This is a genomic window from Pseudomonas sp. 21LCFQ02, assembly GCF_024129895.2.
Taxonomy (GTDB): Bacteria; Pseudomonadota; Gammaproteobacteria; order Pseudomonadales; family Pseudomonadaceae; genus Aquipseudomonas.
In genome coordinates, this window is the sequence record NZ_CM178749.1 from 5522268 (window position 1) to 5539044 (window position 16777).

Consider the following 16777-nt stretch of genomic DNA (forward strand, 5'->3'; position numbering starts at 1 on the left):
CTTGTATCAGAACTCGTTCATCCCCTGGCGAAAACGCACCGCCAGTGACTTGATCGATTGCCGCCAGCTTTCCAGCTCGTCACGGGTCAAGCCCTGCTCCGGCTCTGGCTCATCATCCAGATTCACTGCCTGGATGATCGGCTGGGTGACATCGCCCTTGGGCTTGACCGGCGCACGTGGCGGCTCGAACAACGCTGCATAGGCCGCCAACAATTGACCCAGCCAGGTATGCCGGTTCTGCGCCAGCTCGATCAACTCGCCCAGCTCAGGGATGGCAACGCTTTCCAGCACCTCAGGCGCCAGCAACAGTTCGGCGCGTGGTGCCCCGGCTTGCGGCAGGCGGTAGTAACCGGCGATCTCGTGACACAGGCCCAGCAAAGCGCCGTACAGATGAAACAACACAGTTTCACGGCCAGCCTGGATCTGCGCCTGGGCATTCATGGCCTGGCCTTGCTCAGCCTTGCCCAGGGTTTCCAGAGCCAGGCCGGCGAAGAAAATCTTCTGATTGGTGCGGGTGTAAAGTTCTTGGGCCATGTCAAAACCTCCCTTGCAGCGTTGGCGAAAAACCGATCAAAGCAAAAAACCCCTTGCCTGGCTGGCAAGGGGATTTCAATCAACGCTTGTCTTCGACCTTCCAGGCGTTGCCATCGTGGAACGCGCGCCAGCCAGTCGGCTTGCCGTCCACTTCGGTCTGGACATACTGCTCCTTGGTCTTGCGGCTGTAGCGCACAACCGCCGGGCGGCCATCAGGGTCCTTGACCGGCGCATCACACAGGAAATGATACTTCGGATCGATTTCCTGTTTATGCGGCACCAGTTCCAGCACCAATGGCGCACGGGTTTCGCGATTTTTCGGGAACTGGCTGGCAGCCAGGAACAGACCTGAAGCACCGTCGCGCAAGATGTAGGTGTCGTCGACCTTCTCGCACTTGAGCTCCGGCATCTTCACCGGGTCCATCTTCGGCGGCGCCGCCTCGCCGCTCTTGAGCAGCTTGCGGGTGTTCTTACACTCGGCGTTGGTGCAACCGAAAAACTTGCCGAAGCGACCGGTCTTGAGCTGCATTTCACTGCCGCACTTGTCGCATTCCAGGCTCGGGCCTTCGTAGCCCTTGATCCGGTAAGTGCCCTCTTCGATTTCATAGCCGGTGCAATCTGGGTTGTTACCGCAAATGTGCAACTTGTGCTTTTCATCGAGCAGGTAGGCATCCATCGCCGTGCTGCAGATCGGGCAACGGTGCTTGCCGCGCAGTACCCGCGACTCCGATTCACCCTCATCGTCATCGGCAATCTCGTCGCCCGGCGTCAGGTTGACGGTTGCCTTGCAGCGTTCCTTAGGCGGCAGGCTGTAGCCCGAACAGCCAAGAAACACGCCGGTGGACGCAGTGCGGATCTGCATCGGGCGGCCACAAGTCTTGCAAGGGATATCAGTCATCACCGGCTGGTTGGCACGCATGCCGCCCTCAGGCGCCTCGGCGACTTTCAGCTTGGTCTGGAAGTCCTCGTAGAACTCGTCCAGCACGTTTTTCCAGTCCCGCTCACCCTGGGCAACGTCGTCGAGATTCTCTTCCATACCGGCGGTAAAGCCGTAGTCCATCAGATTGGAAAAGCTTTCGCTCAGGCGCTCGGTGACGATATCGCCCATCTTTTCGGAATAGAAACGCCGGTTGTGCAGGGTCACATAGCCGCGATCCTGAATGGTCGAGATGATCGCCGCATAAGTCGATGGACGACCGATACCGCGCTTTTCCATCTCCTTGACCAGGCTGGCTTCAGAGAAGCGCGCTGGCGGCTTGGTAAAGTGCTGGCTGGGGTCGATACCCAGCAAGTCGAGCTTCTCGCCCTCACCCATGTCAGGCAGCACACCGTCGTCACCCGGCTTGGCGATCTGCGGCAAGACCTTGGTGTAACCGTCGAACTTGAGAATACGCCCCTTGGCCCGCAGCTCGAAGCTACCTGCAGTCACGCTGACAGTGGTCGACAGGTATTGCGCCGGTGGCATCTGGCAGGCCACGAACTGGCGCCAGATCAGCTCATACAGGCGCTCGGCGTCACGCTCCATGCCCGACAGCTTGCTGGGGTGGGTGTTGACGTCCGAAGGACGGATCGCTTCGTGCGCCTCCTGGGCGCCTTCCTTGCTGCTGTAGACATTCGGCGCATCAGGCAGGTATTTCTTGCCGAACTCGCTCTCGATGTAGCTGCGCGCCATGCTCACCGCATCGGCCGACAGGTTGGTCGAGTCGGTACGCATATAGGTGATGTAGCCCGCTTCGTAAAGACGCTGGGCCATCATCATGGTCTTCTTCACGCCGAAACCCAGGCGGTTGCTGGCAGCCTGCTGCAGGGTCGAGGTGATGAATGGCGCAGAAGGCTTGCTGCTGGTTGGCTTGTCTTCGCGCTTGGCAATGCTGTAGCTGGAGGCCTTGAGCGTCTCCAGTGCCGCCATGGCCTGGGCTTCGTTAAGCGGTTTGAAAGCCTCGCCGTTCTCGCGGGCCACCTCAAAGCGCACTTTGGCGCCCTTGGCGGTGCCCAGGTCGGCATGCACTTCCCAATACTCTTCCGGGTTGAAGGCGCGGATTTCGCGCTCACGCTCAACCACCAGTTTTACCGCTACCGACTGGACCCGACCGGCCGACAGGCCGCGAGCAACCTTGGCCCAGAGCAGCGGCGAAACCATGTAACCAACGACACGGTCGAGAAAGCGACGCGCCTGCTGGGCATTGACCCGGGCGATATCCAGTTCGCCAGGCTCGGAGAAGGCTTCCTGGATGGCTTTTTTGGTGATCTCGTTGAACACCACGCGCTTGTAGCGCTCATCATCACCACCGATGGCCTCGCGCAGGTGCCAGGCAATGGCTTCCCCTTCGCGGTCCAAGTCCGTTGCCAGGTAAATGGTGTCGGCATCCTTGGCCAGCTTGCGCAGCTCTTCGATGACCTTTTCCTTGCCCGGCAGAATCTCGTACTTGGCTTTCCAGCCCTGATCGGGATCAACGCCCATTCGCGCCACCAGCTGGCGACGGGCCTTTTCCTTGGGGCTCAGCGCCGGAGCCTCGCCGGCAACCGCCTTGCCACGCTTGGCAGCAGGCTCCTTGGAGGCACTGGCCGAACCGCTGGTGGGCAGGTCACGGATATGGCCGATACTCGACTTCACCACGTACTGGTTGCCCAAATACTTGTTGATGGTCTTGGCCTTAGCCGGGGATTCCACGATGACCAGCGATTTGCCCATGGATCAGAAAATTCCTGAATACGATAAATGAAAGACAGACGCGAGCCTGTAAAGGCATCGCTATATATAGTGGCTACAGAGTGAGGTCAAGCCGCGCCAATGGTAGCGTTGCGCCTCACGGCCTGGAAAAAAGACTTTCTTCGGCCTGGACCAAAGCAAAGCGCGGCACGCGCTCGCCGTCAACCTCGACAGTTTCCTGAAACATTGTCAGAGGTCTTACCCACATACCGTAGTCCCCGTACAGCGCTTGATAAAAGACCACGTACTCTTCGGTCTCAGAGTGCCGCGCGACGCTGAAAACGCGGTACTGCGGCCCTTTGTAATGACGATAAAGTCCTGGTTGCAAGTGCATGCGGTAATCCCCGGAAAAAAATTACATATTTTGAAAAAAATGCCGTCGATAAAACGCAAAAGCCGGGGCACAAGGCCCCGGCCAATGCAATCAGGATGAATCAGACCCGCTCAAAGACGGTGGAAATACCCTGACCCAGACCAATACACATGGTTGCCACACCCAAGCGGCCGCCATTTTGTTTCATGACGTTGAGCAAGGTGCCCGAGATCCGCGCACCGGAACAACCGAACGGGTGACCCAAAGCAATCGCGCCGCCATGCAGGTTAACCTTCTCGTTCATCTTGTCGAGCACTTTCAGGTCCTTGAGCACCGGCAGCGCCTGCGCCGCGAACGCTTCGTTGAGCTCGAAGAAGTCGATATCAGCAATCGACAGGCCGGCACGCTTGAGCGCCTTCTGCGTCGCAGGTACAGGTCCGTAGCCCATGATCGCGGGGTCTACGCCGGCCACCGCCATCGAACGGATCACCGCCAACGGCTCCAGCCCCAAGTCTTTGGCACGCTGGGCAGACATTACGATCATGCATGACGCGCCGTCAGTAATCTGCGAACTGGTACCGGCGGTCACGGTGCCGCCCTTGGGGTTGAAGGCTGGCTTCAAGGCTGCCAGGCCTTCCAGAGTGGTCTCGGGACGAATGGTTTCATCCTGAGCAAACACCTTGAGGAAACCGTCTTCGTCATAGCCCTGCATCGGAATGATCTCGTCCTTGAAACGCCCCTCCACAGTGGCCTTGTGGGCCAGTTGGTGAGAGCGCAGGGCGAATGCATCCTGCTGCTCGCGGCTGATGCCATGCATCTTGCCCAGCAACTCGGCAGTCAGCCCCATCATCCCCGAAGCCTTGGCAGCATAGAGCGACAGGTGCGGGTTAGGGTCCACCCCGTGCATCATCCCCACATGGCCCATGTGCTCGACACCGCCGACCACGAAAACATCACCGTTGCCGGTCATGATTGCCTGGGCGGCCGTGTGCAGCGCGCTCATCGACGAGCCGCACAGACGGCTGACCGTCTGGGCTGCCGAGGTATGCGGAATCTGGGTCAGCAGCGAGGCCATGCGGGCGATGTTCCAGCCCTGCTCCAGGGTCTGGTTGACGCAGCCCCAGATCACGTCTTCGACTTCTGCAGGATCGACCTTGTCGTTACGCTCCAGCAGCTTGCTGATCAGGTGCGCCGACATGTCCTCGGCGCGGGTATTGCGGTGCATGCCGCCCTTGGAGCGGCCCATGGGTGTGCGCGCGAAGTCGACGATCACCACATCTCTTGGATTCAGACTCATGGGTTGTTACTCCTTGACTGGCGCTTGACCGAAGAAACGCTGGCCGGTACGGGCCATCTCACGCAGTTTCGCGGTCGGTTCATACAGGGCGCCCAGTTCGGCATAGCGGTCAGCCAGGGCCACGAATTCAGCTACGCCAATCGAATCGATGTAACGCAGTGCCCCACCACGGAACGGAGGGAAGCCAATGCCGTAGATCAGCCCCATGTCAGCCTCGGCGGCCGTCTCGACGATACCGTCTTCAAGGCAGCGGACAGTCTCCAGGCACAGCGGGATCATCATCCAGTTGATGATGTCCTCATCGCTCAGCTCGCGCTGCTCGTAGACAATCGGCTTGAGCACGTCGAGCACCTCAGGGTCGGTGACCTTCTTCGGCTTGCCCTTCTTGTCGGTTTCATACGCATAGAAACCCTTGCCGTTCTTCTGCCCAAGACGCTTGGCGTCATACAGGACATCGATAGCCGAGCGGCGGTCGTCTTTCATCCGATCCGGGAAGCCTTCAGCCATCACGTCGCGACCATGGTGGCCGGTGTCGATACCGACCACGTCCATCAGGTACGCCGGGCCCATCGGCCAGCCGAATTTTTCCATGATCTTGTCAATGCGCACGAAGTCGACACCGGCACTGACCAGCCGGGCAAAACCGCCAAAATACGGGAATAGCACCCGGTTGACCAAAAAGCCCGGGCAGTCATTGACCACAATCGGGTTCTTGCCCATTTTCTTGGCATAGGCAACGGTGGTTGCCACGGCTTGTTCGCTGGACTTCTCGCCACGGATCACTTCCACCAGCGGCATCATGTGCACCGGGTTGAAGAAGTGCATGCCGACGAAGTTTTCCGGGTGTTTGAGCGCCTTGGCCAACAGGTTGATGGAGATGGTCGAGGTGTTCGACGCCAGGATGGTGTTTTCGCCAACCTGTTCTTCCACCTCAGCCAGCACCGCCTGCTTGACCTTGGGATTCTCCACCACAGCTTCGACCACCAGATCGACGTGGCCGAAGTCGCCGTAAGACAGGGTCGGACGAATGGCATTGAGCGCTTCGGCCATTTTTGCCGGCGTCAGGCGGCCTTTCTCGACCCGGTTACCAAGCAGCTTGGACGCTTCGTTGAGACCCAGCTGGATGGCCTCTTCGCGGATGTCCTTCATCAGGATCGGCGTGCCTTTGACCGCTGACTGGTAGGCGATGCCGCCGCCCATGATGCCCGCGCCCAGCACCGCAGCCTGCTTGACCTCGCGGGCTTGCGCATCATAGGCCTTGGCCTTGCGCTTGAGCTCCTGATCGTTAAGGAACAGGCCAATCAGGCTCTGCGCGGCAGAGGTCTTGGCCATTTTGACGAAGCCTGCGGCCTCGACTTCAAGTGCCTTGTCACGACCGAAACTGGCAGCTTTCTGAATGGTCTTGATCGCTTCGACCGGCGCCGGGTAGTTAGGGCCGGCTTGACCGGCGACAAAGCCCTTGGCTGTCTCGAAGGCCATCATCTGCTCGATCGCATTGAGCTTGAGCTTTTCGAGCTTGGGCTGGCGCCTGGCCTTGTAATCGAACTCGCCGCTGATCGCGCGCTTGATCAGATCCAGCGCCGCTGCGCGGAGCTTGTCGGCCTCGACCACGGCATCGACTGCACCGACTTTCAGCGCATCTTCGGCGGTGTTTTCCTTACCCGAAGCAATCCATTCGATGGCGTTGTCGGCACCGATCAGACGTGGCAGGCGCACTGTGCCGCCAAACCCGGGGTAGATGCCCAGCTTGACTTCCGGCAGGCCGACTTTGGCACCGCTGGCCATGACTCGGTAGTCGGCCGCCAGGCACATTTCCAGGCCACCGCCCAGTGCAATGCCATTGATCGCGGCCACAGTCGGCACACCCAGGTCTTCAAAGTCGCTGAAGATCCGGTTGGCCTGCAGGTTGCCGGCGATCAGCTCGGCGTCGGGCAACTGGAAATTGTCGACGAACTCGGTGATATCGGCGCCGACAATGAAGACATCCTTACCGCTGGTGACGATCACCCCGGTGACCGACGCATCGGCCTTGAGGGTATCGACCACCTGACGCAACTCGTCGAGGGTAAGGCGATTGAACTTGTTGACGGACTCACCCTTGAGATCGAAATTCAATTCGACGATGCCACCTTCAAGAGCCGTAACCGTGATGGCTTTACCTTCGTAAATCATCAACTGATCTCCACGATATGGAAGCTGAACAATACACACCGGGCCTTACAGCCCGACGAGACCACGACGTCGCCGTCAATGAACACACCAGATCACAGGCTCACCGCCGACGTGGCAGTCCGAATTCTGTAAGAGCCGTCTGACACCAAACGCTCAATTCATACGCCCGTTTGACTTGGGTACGCACACCTTCATGCAAAACCGGTTAATTGTCAATTCGCCGCCCCGGTCATCAATACCGTGCTTCCGCCAGATGCCAGCCTTGCCTGGAAAACAGAATAGTCGCTGCCAGCCGCATTCCCCTGTTCGAGGGGCGGCGCGACGAAGTATGGGTCAAAGTTCATCCCTTGCCCGTGCACCGTCATGGTTCACTGCAATAAATAGTAAGGAAAGAAAGCGACAAAACAGAGCAAAGCGGCTAGAGTTCAGCCAGCGCTGAAGCGATGACCGTTAGAGGCACTGCAACCACGGCATTGCACCGTCAGCCCACTGAATTACCGGCCTGCCTGGCCACCCCCGGCCCGATATGACTATCGGGCTTTTTTATGGGCGCTGATCAGAGCCGGGCGAGCGCCTTCATCGCCTCATTAATATGCTGCAACACTTGAGCATCGCCACGCTCCCCCCAGTACAGGGAGAGCATCCGGGCATCCACCTCGACCTTGTAGACATCGCCCGGCAACCCTTGCAAATGGGCCATGACCCGCTCATCCACGCAAGGCTCACGCCAGCGATTGACCCACGTCCCCGGCTCGGTTTGCCAGTATTGCCATTGGCCAGGTTCTGCCGACCGGCGCGGGCAGTGATACTGCGCGCAGGAACCAGGCGGCTCGCGCAGCAACCAGTGCGGCCACTCTTCCCGTGCCAGTTGCATACCCAGCCCCAGGCGCCGTGCTTCAAGGCGCAGCGCCATTCTTGTGCTCTGTCTGCGTGATGGCAGCATCCACACCAGCGGGCTGAGCATCACACAAATGATTGACAGAATGATCCAGCCCGTCATATTTCTTGCCCCCGCGCTATCCAGACCAGATAACAATCATTAATAAAACGGCCGCTAGAAGGCCTGCCCAGACGGGCGCGAAAAGGCCATACTGGCTTCAACGCATTGTTCCGGAGGTTACTCTCATGCCGTATCAACACATTTTGGTCGCCATAGACCTGACCGACGAATGCGACCCGGTCATCAAGCGCGCTCGCCTGCTGGCCCAGGCCAGCGGTGCCACGCTATCTTTCGTGCATATCGTCGAACCCATGGCCATGGCCTTTGGTGGCGACGTGCCGATGGACCTGTCCCAGTTGCAGCAGCAGCAATTTGACCAGGCCCAGGCGAAGCTGGACCTTATCAAACAGAAATACCCGGAAGTTCTGGTCGGCAAAAGCCACCTGACCTATGGCCAGCCACGCCAGGAAATCCACAAACTGGCCAAGGAGCACGGCTGCGACCTGATCGTCGTTGGCAGCCACGGCCGCCACGGCCTGGCCCTGTTGCTGGGTTCTACAGCCAATGACGTGCTGCACGGTGCGCCTTGTGATGTGCTTGCAGTACGTTTGAACAAGCAGGACTGATACGACGTAGCCAGGCAGGTGCGCGCCCTGTGGCGCGCCCTGCCCGTCTGTCAGTCGTCCAGTTCAGCCCAGCGCTCCAACAGCGCATCCAGCTCAGCCTGGACCGTCTCGATCTGGGCCAGTACCGCCGTGACCTCGGTAGACGGCCGCTGATAGAACGCCGGTTGGGTGATTTGCTCGTTCAACGCCGCCAATCGGGTTTCAGTTTCGTCGATCCGGCCAGGCAAGGCCTCCAGTTCGCGCTGCTCCTTGTAGCCGAGCTTTTTCTTCGCCACTGGCGCGGCCTGCACCGGTGCAGCGTTTGCTGCCGGCTTGGGTGCGACCACGGCACTATTGAGTTCCGATTTGCCCGACTTGCTGTCAGTCACCCCCAACAGACGTGGCGAGCCGCCCTGACGCAACCAGTCCTGGTAGCCACCGACGTACTCACGGACCTTGCCACCGCCCTCGAAAACCAGGGTACTGGTGACCACGTTGTCCAAGAAGGCCCGGTCGTGGCTGACCATCAACACGGTGCCTTTGTAGTTCGACAGAACCTCTTCGAGCAACTCCAGGGTTTCAACGTCCAGGTCGTTGGTAGGCTCGTCAAGCACCAGCAGGTTGGCCGGCTTGCTGAACAGCTTGGCCAGCAACAGCCGCGCCCGCTCACCACCGGACAGCGCCTTGACCGGAGTGCGGGCACGCTGCGGGCTGAACAGGAAATCGCCCAGGTAACTCAGTACGTGGCGATTCTGGCCGTCGATCTCGATAAAGTCGCGACCTTCGGAAATGTTGTCGATGACGGTCTTTTCCAGATCCAGCTGATGGCGCAACTGGTCAAAGTAAGCGACCTCAAGCTTGGTGCCTGTCTGCACGTCACCGCCGGTCGCTTGCAGATCGCCCAGCATCAGTTTGAGCAGGGTGGTCTTGCCGGTACCGTTGGCACCCAGCAGGCCGATACGGTCCTCACGCTGCAGGACCATAGAGAAGTCCTTGACCAGCTCAGGACCGCCCGGATGGGCGAAGCTGACATTTTCCAGCACGATGACCTGCTTGCCGGATTTCTCCGCCGACTCGATCAGAATATTGGCCTTGCCGGTCCGCTCACGACGCTCACTGCGCTCGACACGCAACGCCTTGAGCGCACGCACACGACCCTCGTTACGGGTGCGCCGCGCCTTGATCCCCTGGCGAATCCAGACTTCTTCCTGGGCCAGACGCTTGTCGAACAGCGCATTGGCGGTTTCTTCGGCGGCCAGCATGGCTTCCTTGTGCACCAGAAAACTTGCGTAGTCGCCGTTCCAGTCGATCAGCCCGCCGCGATCGAGCTCCAGAATGCGGGTCGCCAGGCTCTGCAGGAAGGCCCGGTCGTGGGTGATGAACAAGACCGCGCCCTGGAAGTCCTTGAGTGCCTCTTCGAGCCAGGCAATCGCACCAATATCCAGGTGGTTGGTCGGTTCGTCGAGCAACAGCAGGTCAGGCTCGCAGACCAGCGCCTGGGCCAGCAGCACCCGACGGCGCCAGCCACCGGACAACTCGGCCAGGGTCTTGTCAGCCGGCAACTGCAGGCGGCTCAGGGTGCTGTCAACCACCTGCTGCAGGCGCCAGCCATCACGGGCTTCCAGCTCCTGCTGAACATGCATGAGTTTGTTCAGGTCGTCTTCGGTGACGCAGTTCTGGGCCAGATGGTGATATTCGGCCAGCAGTGAGCCAACCCCGTCCAGACCTTCGGCGACCACATCGAACACGGTGCGGTCATCAGCCGCCGGCAGCTCCTGGGGCAACTCGCCAATCTTCAGGCCAGGTGCGCGCCAGATACTGCCGTCGTCGGGCTTCTGGACGCCCTTGACCAGCTTGAGCATGCTGGATTTGCCTGTGCCGTTACGGCCGATGATGCACACCCGCTCACCGCGGGCGATCTGCCAGGAGACCTTGTCCAGCAACGGCATGGCGCCGAATGCAAGGGACACTTCGCTGAATTTGAGCAGGGTCATGAGCTTCTCCAAAAACCGGGCGCGCATTCTACCCGAGATAGAGCCCCGCTGTCGGCAGCAGGACGAAATGACTCGCTTACACCCCCGGTAATTATTTCCGGACACGTCACAGGCAGTCGCGCCACTTTCAACCCAAGCAGGCAAAAGGCTAAAGTAACGGCACTTTTCACGACTCAACAGCCCGGAAGTCCCATGCGCGGTCGTTTGTTCAGCCTAGTATCCTGTCTGCTTCTTTCCGCAACCGCCGCCATGCAGGTCCAGGCAGCGGATATCACCCAACAGCGCAAACTCTATGACGAGGCCAAGAGAGCCCTGGCCAAAGGCGACACCGGCCCCTACATGCGCTCTACAGCAGCGCTGGCCGACTACCCGTTGCAACCGTATCTGGAATACGACGAACTGACCGCCCGTCTGAAGAGCGCCAGCAACGCCGAAATAGAAAAGTTTCTCGCCGAGCACGGCGACCTGCCCCAGGCCAACTGGATGAAACTGCGCTGGCTGCGCTGGCTGGCCGAGCGCGGCGACTGGCAGACCTTCGTCAAGTATTACGATGAAAAGATGAATTTCACCGAGCTGGACTGTCTGTATGGCCAGTACCAGATCAACAATGGCCAGCGCGCCGAAGCCTACGCCAGCGCAGAAAAACTGTGGATGACCAGCAAGAGCCTGCCAGGCTCGTGCGATACGCTGTTCGCCCAGTGGGCCGCTGCCGGGCAATTGACCGAGCAGAAGCGTTGGCAGCGCGCCAAGCTGGCCGCCCAGGCACGCAACTACAGCCTGGCAACCACACTGGTCAACAGCCTCAATTCGCTGGCACCGCAGGGCAAGCTGCTGCTGGCCGTGGCGCAGAAACCGGACATGCTCGACAACCCGGCGCAGTTCAGGCCGGTGGACGAAGCCATGTCGGACGTGGTCGGACTCGGTCTGCGGCGCCTGGCCCGCCAGGATCCGCCGAAAACCCTGGCGATGCTCGACAGCTACGCCACCACAATGCACTTCTCCAAAGAAGAAAAGGTCGAGATTGCCAAAGAGATCGGCCTGACCCTGGCGCGTCGTTATGACGACCGGGCACTGGAGATCATGAGCCGCTACGACCCTGACCTGCACGATGACACCGTCAGCGAATGGCGCATGCGCCTGCTGCTGCGTCTGGGGCGCTGGCAAGAAGCCTATGACCTGGCACGCCGCCTGCCGGCCGACCTGGCCGACACCAACCGCTGGCGCTACTGGGAAGCGCGTGCGCTGGAGCTGGCGCAACCGGGCAACCCGCAAATTCCGGCCTTGTACAAACAAGTCGCGCAAGAACGGGACTTCTATGGTTTTCTGGCCGCCGACCGCACCCAGAGCCCGTACCAGTTGAACAACAAACCGCTGGTTCTTAGCCAGGCCACGATCAACAAGGTGCGCAACACCCCCGGCATTCGCCGTGCGCTGGAATTTCACAATCGCGGCGAGATCGTCGATGGCCGCCGCGAGTGGTATCACGTCAGCCGGCATTTCAACCGCGACGAAATGGTTGCCCAGGCCAAACTGGCCTATGACCTGAAATGGTACTTCCCGGCAATCCGTACCATTAGCCAGGCCAAATATTGGGATGATCTGGATATCCGCTTCCCGATGGCTTACCGCGACACGCTGGTGCGCGAAGCCAAAGTGCGGGGCCTGCATTCGAGCTGGGTATTTGCTATCACCCGTCAGGAAAGTGCGTTCATGGACGACGCCCGTTCCGGCGTGGGCGCCAGTGGCCTGATGCAGTTGATGCCGGCCACGGCCAAAGAGACCGCAAAACGCTTCAATATTCCGCTGGCCTCACCGCAACAGGTGTTTAACCCCGATACCAATATTCAGCTGGGCGCGGCGTTTCTGAGCCAGGTGCACGGGCAGTTCAACGGCAACCGGGTATTGGCGTCGGCGGCCTACAACGCAGGTCCAGGACGGGTGCGTCAGTGGCTCAAGGGTGCCAACCACCTGGCATTCGATGTCTGGGTGGAAAGCATCCCGTTCGACGAGACGCGCCAGTATGTGCAGAACGTGTTGTCGTACTCGGTGATCTACGGCCAGAAGCTGAATAACCCACAGCCGCTGGTGGACTGGCACGAGCGGTTCTTTGACGATCTGTAGGACCGGCCGGGCTGTCGTGCTGCAAACACGGCACCTCGCAGGAGCCGCTTTAGCTGCGAAGCCTTTCGCGGCCAAAGCGGATCACCGCCCGGCCGCTGCTACAAGATAACCATTAAAAATCAATTGGTTGTAATTTGTGTGATGAAAGCGGCGGTCCCCCAAACGGCCCCGATCCTACTCCAGAACTTCCACCCGCATCCCCACCTCCAGCCGCCCTTCGCCATCGCTGACCAGGTTTTGCCCGAACAGGATTTCGTTTTCGATCAGACGGTAGCTCTTGAGGGTATTGAGCGGTTCGCGGTCGGGACTGCGCTGGCCGGTGGCGGGGTCGATGGTGGTCAGGACACAGCGCGAGCAGGCCTTGAGTACCCGCAACTCCAGTTCACCGATGCGGATGCGCTTCCAGCTGTCTTCGGCATAAGGCTCAGCGCCGCTGATCACCAGATTGGGCCGAAAGCGCAGCATTTCCTGCGGCCGGCCGATACGCGCAGAGAGATCGTCCAGAGACCCCTGACCAATCAGCAACAGCGGAAAACCATCAGCGAACCCGACTTTGTCGTCGATCGTACCGTAACCATCGGGCAGCCAGCGTGCACGGGCCTGAGGGACATGCACCACCCGCACTGGTTTGCCAATGAAGGCACTGGCCCACTCGGCCGCCTCGTCACCGGCGTCCGGCACCTGCAAGCTGTCACGCCATACGGTGACACCGCGCAGGTTATCGGCCCGGTCTTCAGGCAACGCCACATCAAGCGCCGTGAAGCCTGGCGCTGAGAATGTCACGCCGCCAGAGGCATTCCACAGCACCGACAACTGCGACATGTGCGGCAATGCACGCTGGGTGAGAAAACGCCCGGTAGCGGCATCGACCAGCATCCAGCGCCGGTCGCCAACCAGCCCCAAGGCATCGAAAGCGGCGCTGTCGAGCACCTCGGGTTTGCACGACTTCAAGGGATAGCGGTAAAGCGCACTCAGTTGCAACATGGCCTGTTCCTGGTGGAGTTCAGGCCACAGATTACACTGGCCTCAGCCGTACACCATCACCAACCGTTCACGAACAACGTCGACCAGCTTGTCCGGCTGGAACTTGGACAGGAAGTTATCGCAACCGACTTTCTTGACCATCGATTCGTTGAAGCTGCCCGACAGCGAAGTGTGCAACACCACATACAAGCCCTTGAGCCGTGGGTCGTTGCGAATCTCGGTGGTCAGTCGGTATCCGTCCATTTCCGGCATCTCTGCGTCGGTGAACACCATCAGCAGCTTCTCGTTCATGTCCTGGCCGGTGTCGGCCCAGGCTTTGAGCATGTTCAGCCCCTTGAGACCATTGCTGGCGGTATGCAGCTTGATGCCGAGCTGCGACAAGGTATCGCGCAACTGGTTGAGTGCGACCTTGGAATCATCCACCAACAGAATTTCCAGACCCTTGGCGCGTTCCAGAATCGGATCCTCAAGCTTTTCGGTCGACACCCGGGCGTTGTAGGGCACGATCTCGGCCAGCACCTTCTCGACATCGATGACTTCCACCAACTGGTCGTCGACCTTACTGATTGCCGTCAGGTAGTGCTGGCGACCGGCGCTGGCCGGCGGCGGCATGATGGCATCCCAATTCATGTTGATGATGCGGTCCACGCCGCCCACCAGGAACGCCTGCACCGAGCGGTTGTATTCAGTGACGATAATCGTGCTGTTCGGGCCCGGCACCAGCGGCCGCATGCCGATCGCTTGTGACAAATCGATAACCGGCAGGGTCTGGCCGCGCAGGTTGACCACGCCACAGACGAACGAATGGCGTTGTGGCATGAGCGTCAGCTTGGGCAGCTGCAGCACTTCCTGAACCTTGAAGACGTTGATCGCAAACAACTGGCGGCCCGCCAGCCGGAACATGAGGATTTCCAGGCGGTTCTCGCCCACCAACTGGGTACGCTGATCCACTGTGTCGAGAATGCCAGCCATGTAGAACTCCTGAAGCGTTAATGACGATACGTCTGCCCGGTGTATCGGCCGAAGCCGCTCAGACCTTAGCCTGTACTCCCGGGCTTTATCGCGAAATGGCAACCCACTGACTCAACCCGACACCTGATCAGACAACCGCCGGCGATCATTGATATCATATTAGCATCATGCTTTACTGGCTTTACCTTGCCAACTGCCTTGACGATATATATGTCGTTACGGGTCAGATCTTTTTTCAAGTATCAAAGAATTTGATGCTAGGGGTAACCCTGAGTCCAACTCAGGGCAAACCTGATATTCGCCTTATTCAATAGATATTATTGTGACACCATTCTCAATACATGAATGGAGTCAGGCTGTTGTTGTGCGTGCAGGCTCAAGCCCTGCCCCATGCGCGGCCGCCAAGGGGCAATGAAGCAAGCCTGCGCATCAAGGATCAAGTCGACGGCTGAGATTTTCGGCACTGGCTGGCTAATGCGTGCCGATAGACATCATATAGCCACCGCCGAACAATATTCAGAATCCCCCTACAGACTTTCAGCTGAAATGGACATTAACTGTCTGGCATTCCCCGCGAGCGCTCTGTCTACGCGATCGATGAAGTACGGAGACCCAGAATGCTGAACAGTAATCAATGGCAGCAGCGACATGACCAGGTGCTGGATGAATGCCTGAGGTTGCTGGACCGCTCCGAAGACTGCCTGGCGCATCTGGAGATGATCGCCAACGACAAGGACGCTATCAAAGGCCTGCAAAGCACCTTGCGCTCACTCACCGAGAAAGCCGTCGGCGCAGCACTGCACAGTACCGCCAGCTTTGCTGGCCAGTTGCAGCAACAACTCGAAGGCCTGGGTGATGACATGTTGCAGCACGAAGCCCTGCGCACACTCAGAGACTGCCTGGGCCTGCTGGCCTGGCAACTGGAACTGATTGACCCGCAGACCGGCGAGCTGGGCATGGATGACAGCGAACAACACGAACTGCTCAACCGTCTTGCCGACCAGACCCGCGCAGCACCCAGGGCCGGTTGTTGATGCGGGGCAGACAAAAATATCCACACGCAACAAGCAAGCCTTACGCTATCAATCAGCACAAACGCATTGCCGATGGTTTCGATATCAGGCATATCTTCGTTCATCAATACGGTTAAGTATTGCATTGCGATAACAGTTTGCTTGTCTGTAGCGCCCCCATTGGGTCGCTGTCGCCGTGGACCACCAGCCAAGACTTTTCAATGATCGCCTTAATACCCCTGCGCAACCTGATCTCTCGCTTGCGCCCTACGGGCAACCGTTATGCCCTGATACTGACAGCCGCACTCGGGACAATCGCCATCCTCGTCAACATGCTGGTTTATTGGCGTACGCAGACAATGCCCGGCGCGTTGTTGCTGTTCAATCTGGTGACCTTCATCATACTCTGGCTGCCACGGCTGGGCGCACGCCAGGACGTTTGCCTGACCCCCGTTGAACTGGCCGAACACATGCTGCAGGTGCAAAAGACCGAGCGCCAACGACTCAGCCGCGAACTGCACGACGATATCGGCCAGATGCTCACTGCCGCCCGCCTGCAACTCGACTGGTTGCAACGGCGCCTGCCGGACGATTGTCACGAACAGGGACGATTGCTCAATCACACACTGCAAGAGACGCTGGACAAAATCCGCGACCTGTCGAGCATCCTCAATCCGCGCCAGCTCTCAAGTCTGGGGCTGGAAGCGAGCCTGCGCTCGCATCTGGTACGCACCCTGGCCGACAGCGAGGTACGCTGGACCTTCGACTGCCCGCAACCGCTCAATGGCATTGCAGAAGAGATCGCCGTTGCCGCCTTCCGGATTACCCAGGAAGCGGTAACCAACATGCTGCGCCATGCTCAGGCACGCAACCTGGTGGTGCGCCTGCAACGTCTGCCCCACGGCTTGTCGCTGTTCATTCAGGACGATGGCCAGGGTTTCGAGCCAGCCTTGAGCCCCGCCCAGGAAAACCAGCGCGGTATCGCCGGCATGAGCGAACGGGCGTGCCTGCTCGGCGGCGCCTGGTCGCTGCACAGCGAACCAGGCGTCGGCACTCGTATTGAAGCCGTTTTCCCGTGGGCCCCACGCAACCAGCAACGGGCCCGCCCGCACAAGACCTGAT

The 16777-nt window shown here is 59.5% G+C and carries 13 protein-coding genes; 4 read left to right on the top strand and 9 right to left on the bottom strand.

The features are described from left to right. Nucleotides 1-6: 6 nt before the first annotated feature. From NJC40_RS24975 to NJC40_RS25000, 6 genes are all read right to left on the bottom strand, one after another. Nucleotides 7-534: a DUF6586 family protein gene (locus NJC40_RS24975; protein WP_253141395.1), complete on the bottom strand. Its 528-nt coding sequence runs from the start codon at nucleotides 532-534 to the stop codon at nucleotides 7-9. 79 nt (nucleotides 535-613) lie between these two features. Further along, a complete protein-coding gene (topA, locus tag NJC40_RS24980) occupies nucleotides 614-3226 on the bottom strand; it encodes a type I DNA topoisomerase (protein ID WP_253141399.1) in 2613 nt (870 codons plus the stop codon). A gap of 115 nt (nucleotides 3227-3341) precedes the next feature. Continuing rightward, nucleotides 3342-3578 carry a DUF1653 domain-containing protein gene (locus tag NJC40_RS24985; RefSeq protein WP_045493310.1) on the bottom strand — a complete coding sequence of 79 codons (237 nt, stop codon included), beginning with the start codon at nucleotides 3576-3578 and terminating at the stop codon, nucleotides 3342-3344. A 100-nt stretch (nucleotides 3579-3678) separates the two neighbouring features. Then, the gene (gene fadA, locus NJC40_RS24990; RefSeq protein ID WP_045493312.1) at nucleotides 3679-4854 is read right to left on the bottom strand and encodes an acetyl-CoA C-acyltransferase FadA; all 1176 of its coding nucleotides are present in this window, start codon (nucleotides 4852-4854) and stop codon (nucleotides 3679-3681) included. A gap of 6 nt (nucleotides 4855-4860) precedes the next feature. After that, a complete protein-coding gene (gene fadB, locus NJC40_RS24995) occupies nucleotides 4861-7026 on the bottom strand; it encodes a fatty acid oxidation complex subunit alpha FadB (RefSeq protein ID WP_253141420.1) in 2166 nt (721 codons plus the stop codon). Nucleotides 7027-7582: 556 nt separating this feature from the next. Further along, complete coding sequence (locus tag NJC40_RS25000) at nucleotides 7583-8026, bottom strand: hypothetical protein (RefSeq protein ID WP_253141423.1); 444 nt, start codon at nucleotides 8024-8026, stop codon at nucleotides 7583-7585. Between the two features lie 125 nt (nucleotides 8027-8151). On the opposite strand from NJC40_RS25000, the gene NJC40_RS25005 reads away from it, so the two are divergent. Next, nucleotides 8152-8592 carry a universal stress protein gene (locus NJC40_RS25005; protein WP_045493321.1) on the top strand — a complete coding sequence of 147 codons (441 nt, stop codon included), beginning with the start codon at nucleotides 8152-8154 and terminating at the stop codon, nucleotides 8590-8592. A 50-nt stretch (nucleotides 8593-8642) separates the two neighbouring features. On the opposite strand, the gene NJC40_RS25010 is transcribed toward NJC40_RS25005, so the two are convergent. Then, nucleotides 8643-10565 carry an ATP-binding cassette domain-containing protein gene (locus NJC40_RS25010; protein ID WP_253141424.1) on the bottom strand — a complete coding sequence of 641 codons (1923 nt, stop codon included), beginning with the start codon at nucleotides 10563-10565 and terminating at the stop codon, nucleotides 8643-8645. A gap of 192 nt (nucleotides 10566-10757) precedes the next feature. Here NJC40_RS25010 and NJC40_RS25015 point away from each other — a divergent pair, with 192 nt between their 5' ends. Then, nucleotides 10758-12686: a transglycosylase SLT domain-containing protein gene (locus NJC40_RS25015; protein WP_253141426.1), complete on the top strand. Its 1929-nt coding sequence runs from the start codon at nucleotides 10758-10760 to the stop codon at nucleotides 12684-12686. A 174-nt stretch (nucleotides 12687-12860) separates the two neighbouring features. On the opposite strand, the gene NJC40_RS25020 is transcribed toward NJC40_RS25015, so the two are convergent. Both NJC40_RS25020 and NJC40_RS25025 read right to left on the bottom strand, forming a co-directional pair. Further along, complete coding sequence (locus NJC40_RS25020) at nucleotides 12861-13670, bottom strand: MOSC domain-containing protein (RefSeq protein ID WP_045493329.1); 810 nt, start codon at nucleotides 13668-13670, stop codon at nucleotides 12861-12863. 42 nt (nucleotides 13671-13712) lie between these two features. Beyond that, the gene (locus tag NJC40_RS25025; protein WP_045493332.1) at nucleotides 13713-14642 is read right to left on the bottom strand and encodes a chemotaxis protein CheV; all 930 of its coding nucleotides are present in this window, start codon (nucleotides 14640-14642) and stop codon (nucleotides 13713-13715) included. Between the two features lie 617 nt (nucleotides 14643-15259). Between NJC40_RS25025 and NJC40_RS25030 the strand changes: the two genes are divergently transcribed. Next, nucleotides 15260-15676: a hypothetical protein gene (locus NJC40_RS25030; protein ID WP_045493335.1), complete on the top strand. Its 417-nt coding sequence runs from the start codon at nucleotides 15260-15262 to the stop codon at nucleotides 15674-15676. A 200-nt stretch (nucleotides 15677-15876) separates the two neighbouring features. Continuing rightward, nucleotides 15877-16776 carry a sensor histidine kinase gene (locus tag NJC40_RS25035; protein WP_492180418.1) on the top strand — a complete coding sequence of 300 codons (900 nt, stop codon included), beginning with the start codon at nucleotides 15877-15879 and terminating at the stop codon, nucleotides 16774-16776. The last annotated feature ends 1 nt before the right edge of the window (nucleotide 16777 follow it).

What these genes read in the sequence shown, in the direction of transcription:
- NJC40_RS25010 (WP_253141424.1), bottom strand. Translation starts at nt 10,565, where the DNA reads ATGACCCTGCTCAAATTCAGCGAAGTGTCCCTTGCATTCGGCGCCATG.
- fadA (WP_045493312.1), bottom strand. Translation starts at nt 4,854, where the DNA reads ATGAGTCTGAATCCAAGAGATGTGGTGATCGTCGACTTCGCGCGCACA.
- NJC40_RS25000 (WP_253141423.1), bottom strand. Translation starts at nt 8,026, where the DNA reads ATGACGGGCTGGATCATTCTGTCAATCATTTGTGTGATGCTCAGCCCG.
- NJC40_RS25025 (WP_045493332.1), bottom strand. Translation starts at nt 14,642, where the DNA reads ATGGCTGGCATTCTCGACACAGTGGATCAGCGTACCCAGTTGGTGGGC.
- fadB (WP_253141420.1), bottom strand. Translation starts at nt 7,026, where the DNA reads ATGATTTACGAAGGTAAAGCCATCACGGTTACGGCTCTTGAAGGTGGC.
- NJC40_RS25030 (WP_045493335.1), top strand. Translation starts at nt 15,260, where the DNA reads ATGCTGAACAGTAATCAATGGCAGCAGCGACATGACCAGGTGCTGGAT.
- NJC40_RS25015 (WP_253141426.1), top strand. Translation starts at nt 10,758, where the DNA reads ATGCGCGGTCGTTTGTTCAGCCTAGTATCCTGTCTGCTTCTTTCCGCA.
- NJC40_RS24985 (WP_045493310.1), bottom strand. Translation starts at nt 3,578, where the DNA reads ATGCACTTGCAACCAGGACTTTATCGTCATTACAAAGGGCCGCAGTAC.
- NJC40_RS25020 (WP_045493329.1), bottom strand. Translation starts at nt 13,670, where the DNA reads ATGTTGCAACTGAGTGCGCTTTACCGCTATCCCTTGAAGTCGTGCAAA.
- NJC40_RS25005 (WP_045493321.1), top strand. Translation starts at nt 8,152, where the DNA reads ATGCCGTATCAACACATTTTGGTCGCCATAGACCTGACCGACGAATGC.
- NJC40_RS25035 (WP_492180418.1), top strand. Translation starts at nt 15,877, where the DNA reads ATGATCGCCTTAATACCCCTGCGCAACCTGATCTCTCGCTTGCGCCCT.
- topA (WP_253141399.1), bottom strand. Translation starts at nt 3,226, where the DNA reads ATGGGCAAATCGCTGGTCATCGTGGAATCCCCGGCTAAGGCCAAGACC.
- NJC40_RS24975 (WP_253141395.1), bottom strand. Translation starts at nt 534, where the DNA reads ATGGCCCAAGAACTTTACACCCGCACCAATCAGAAGATTTTCTTCGCC.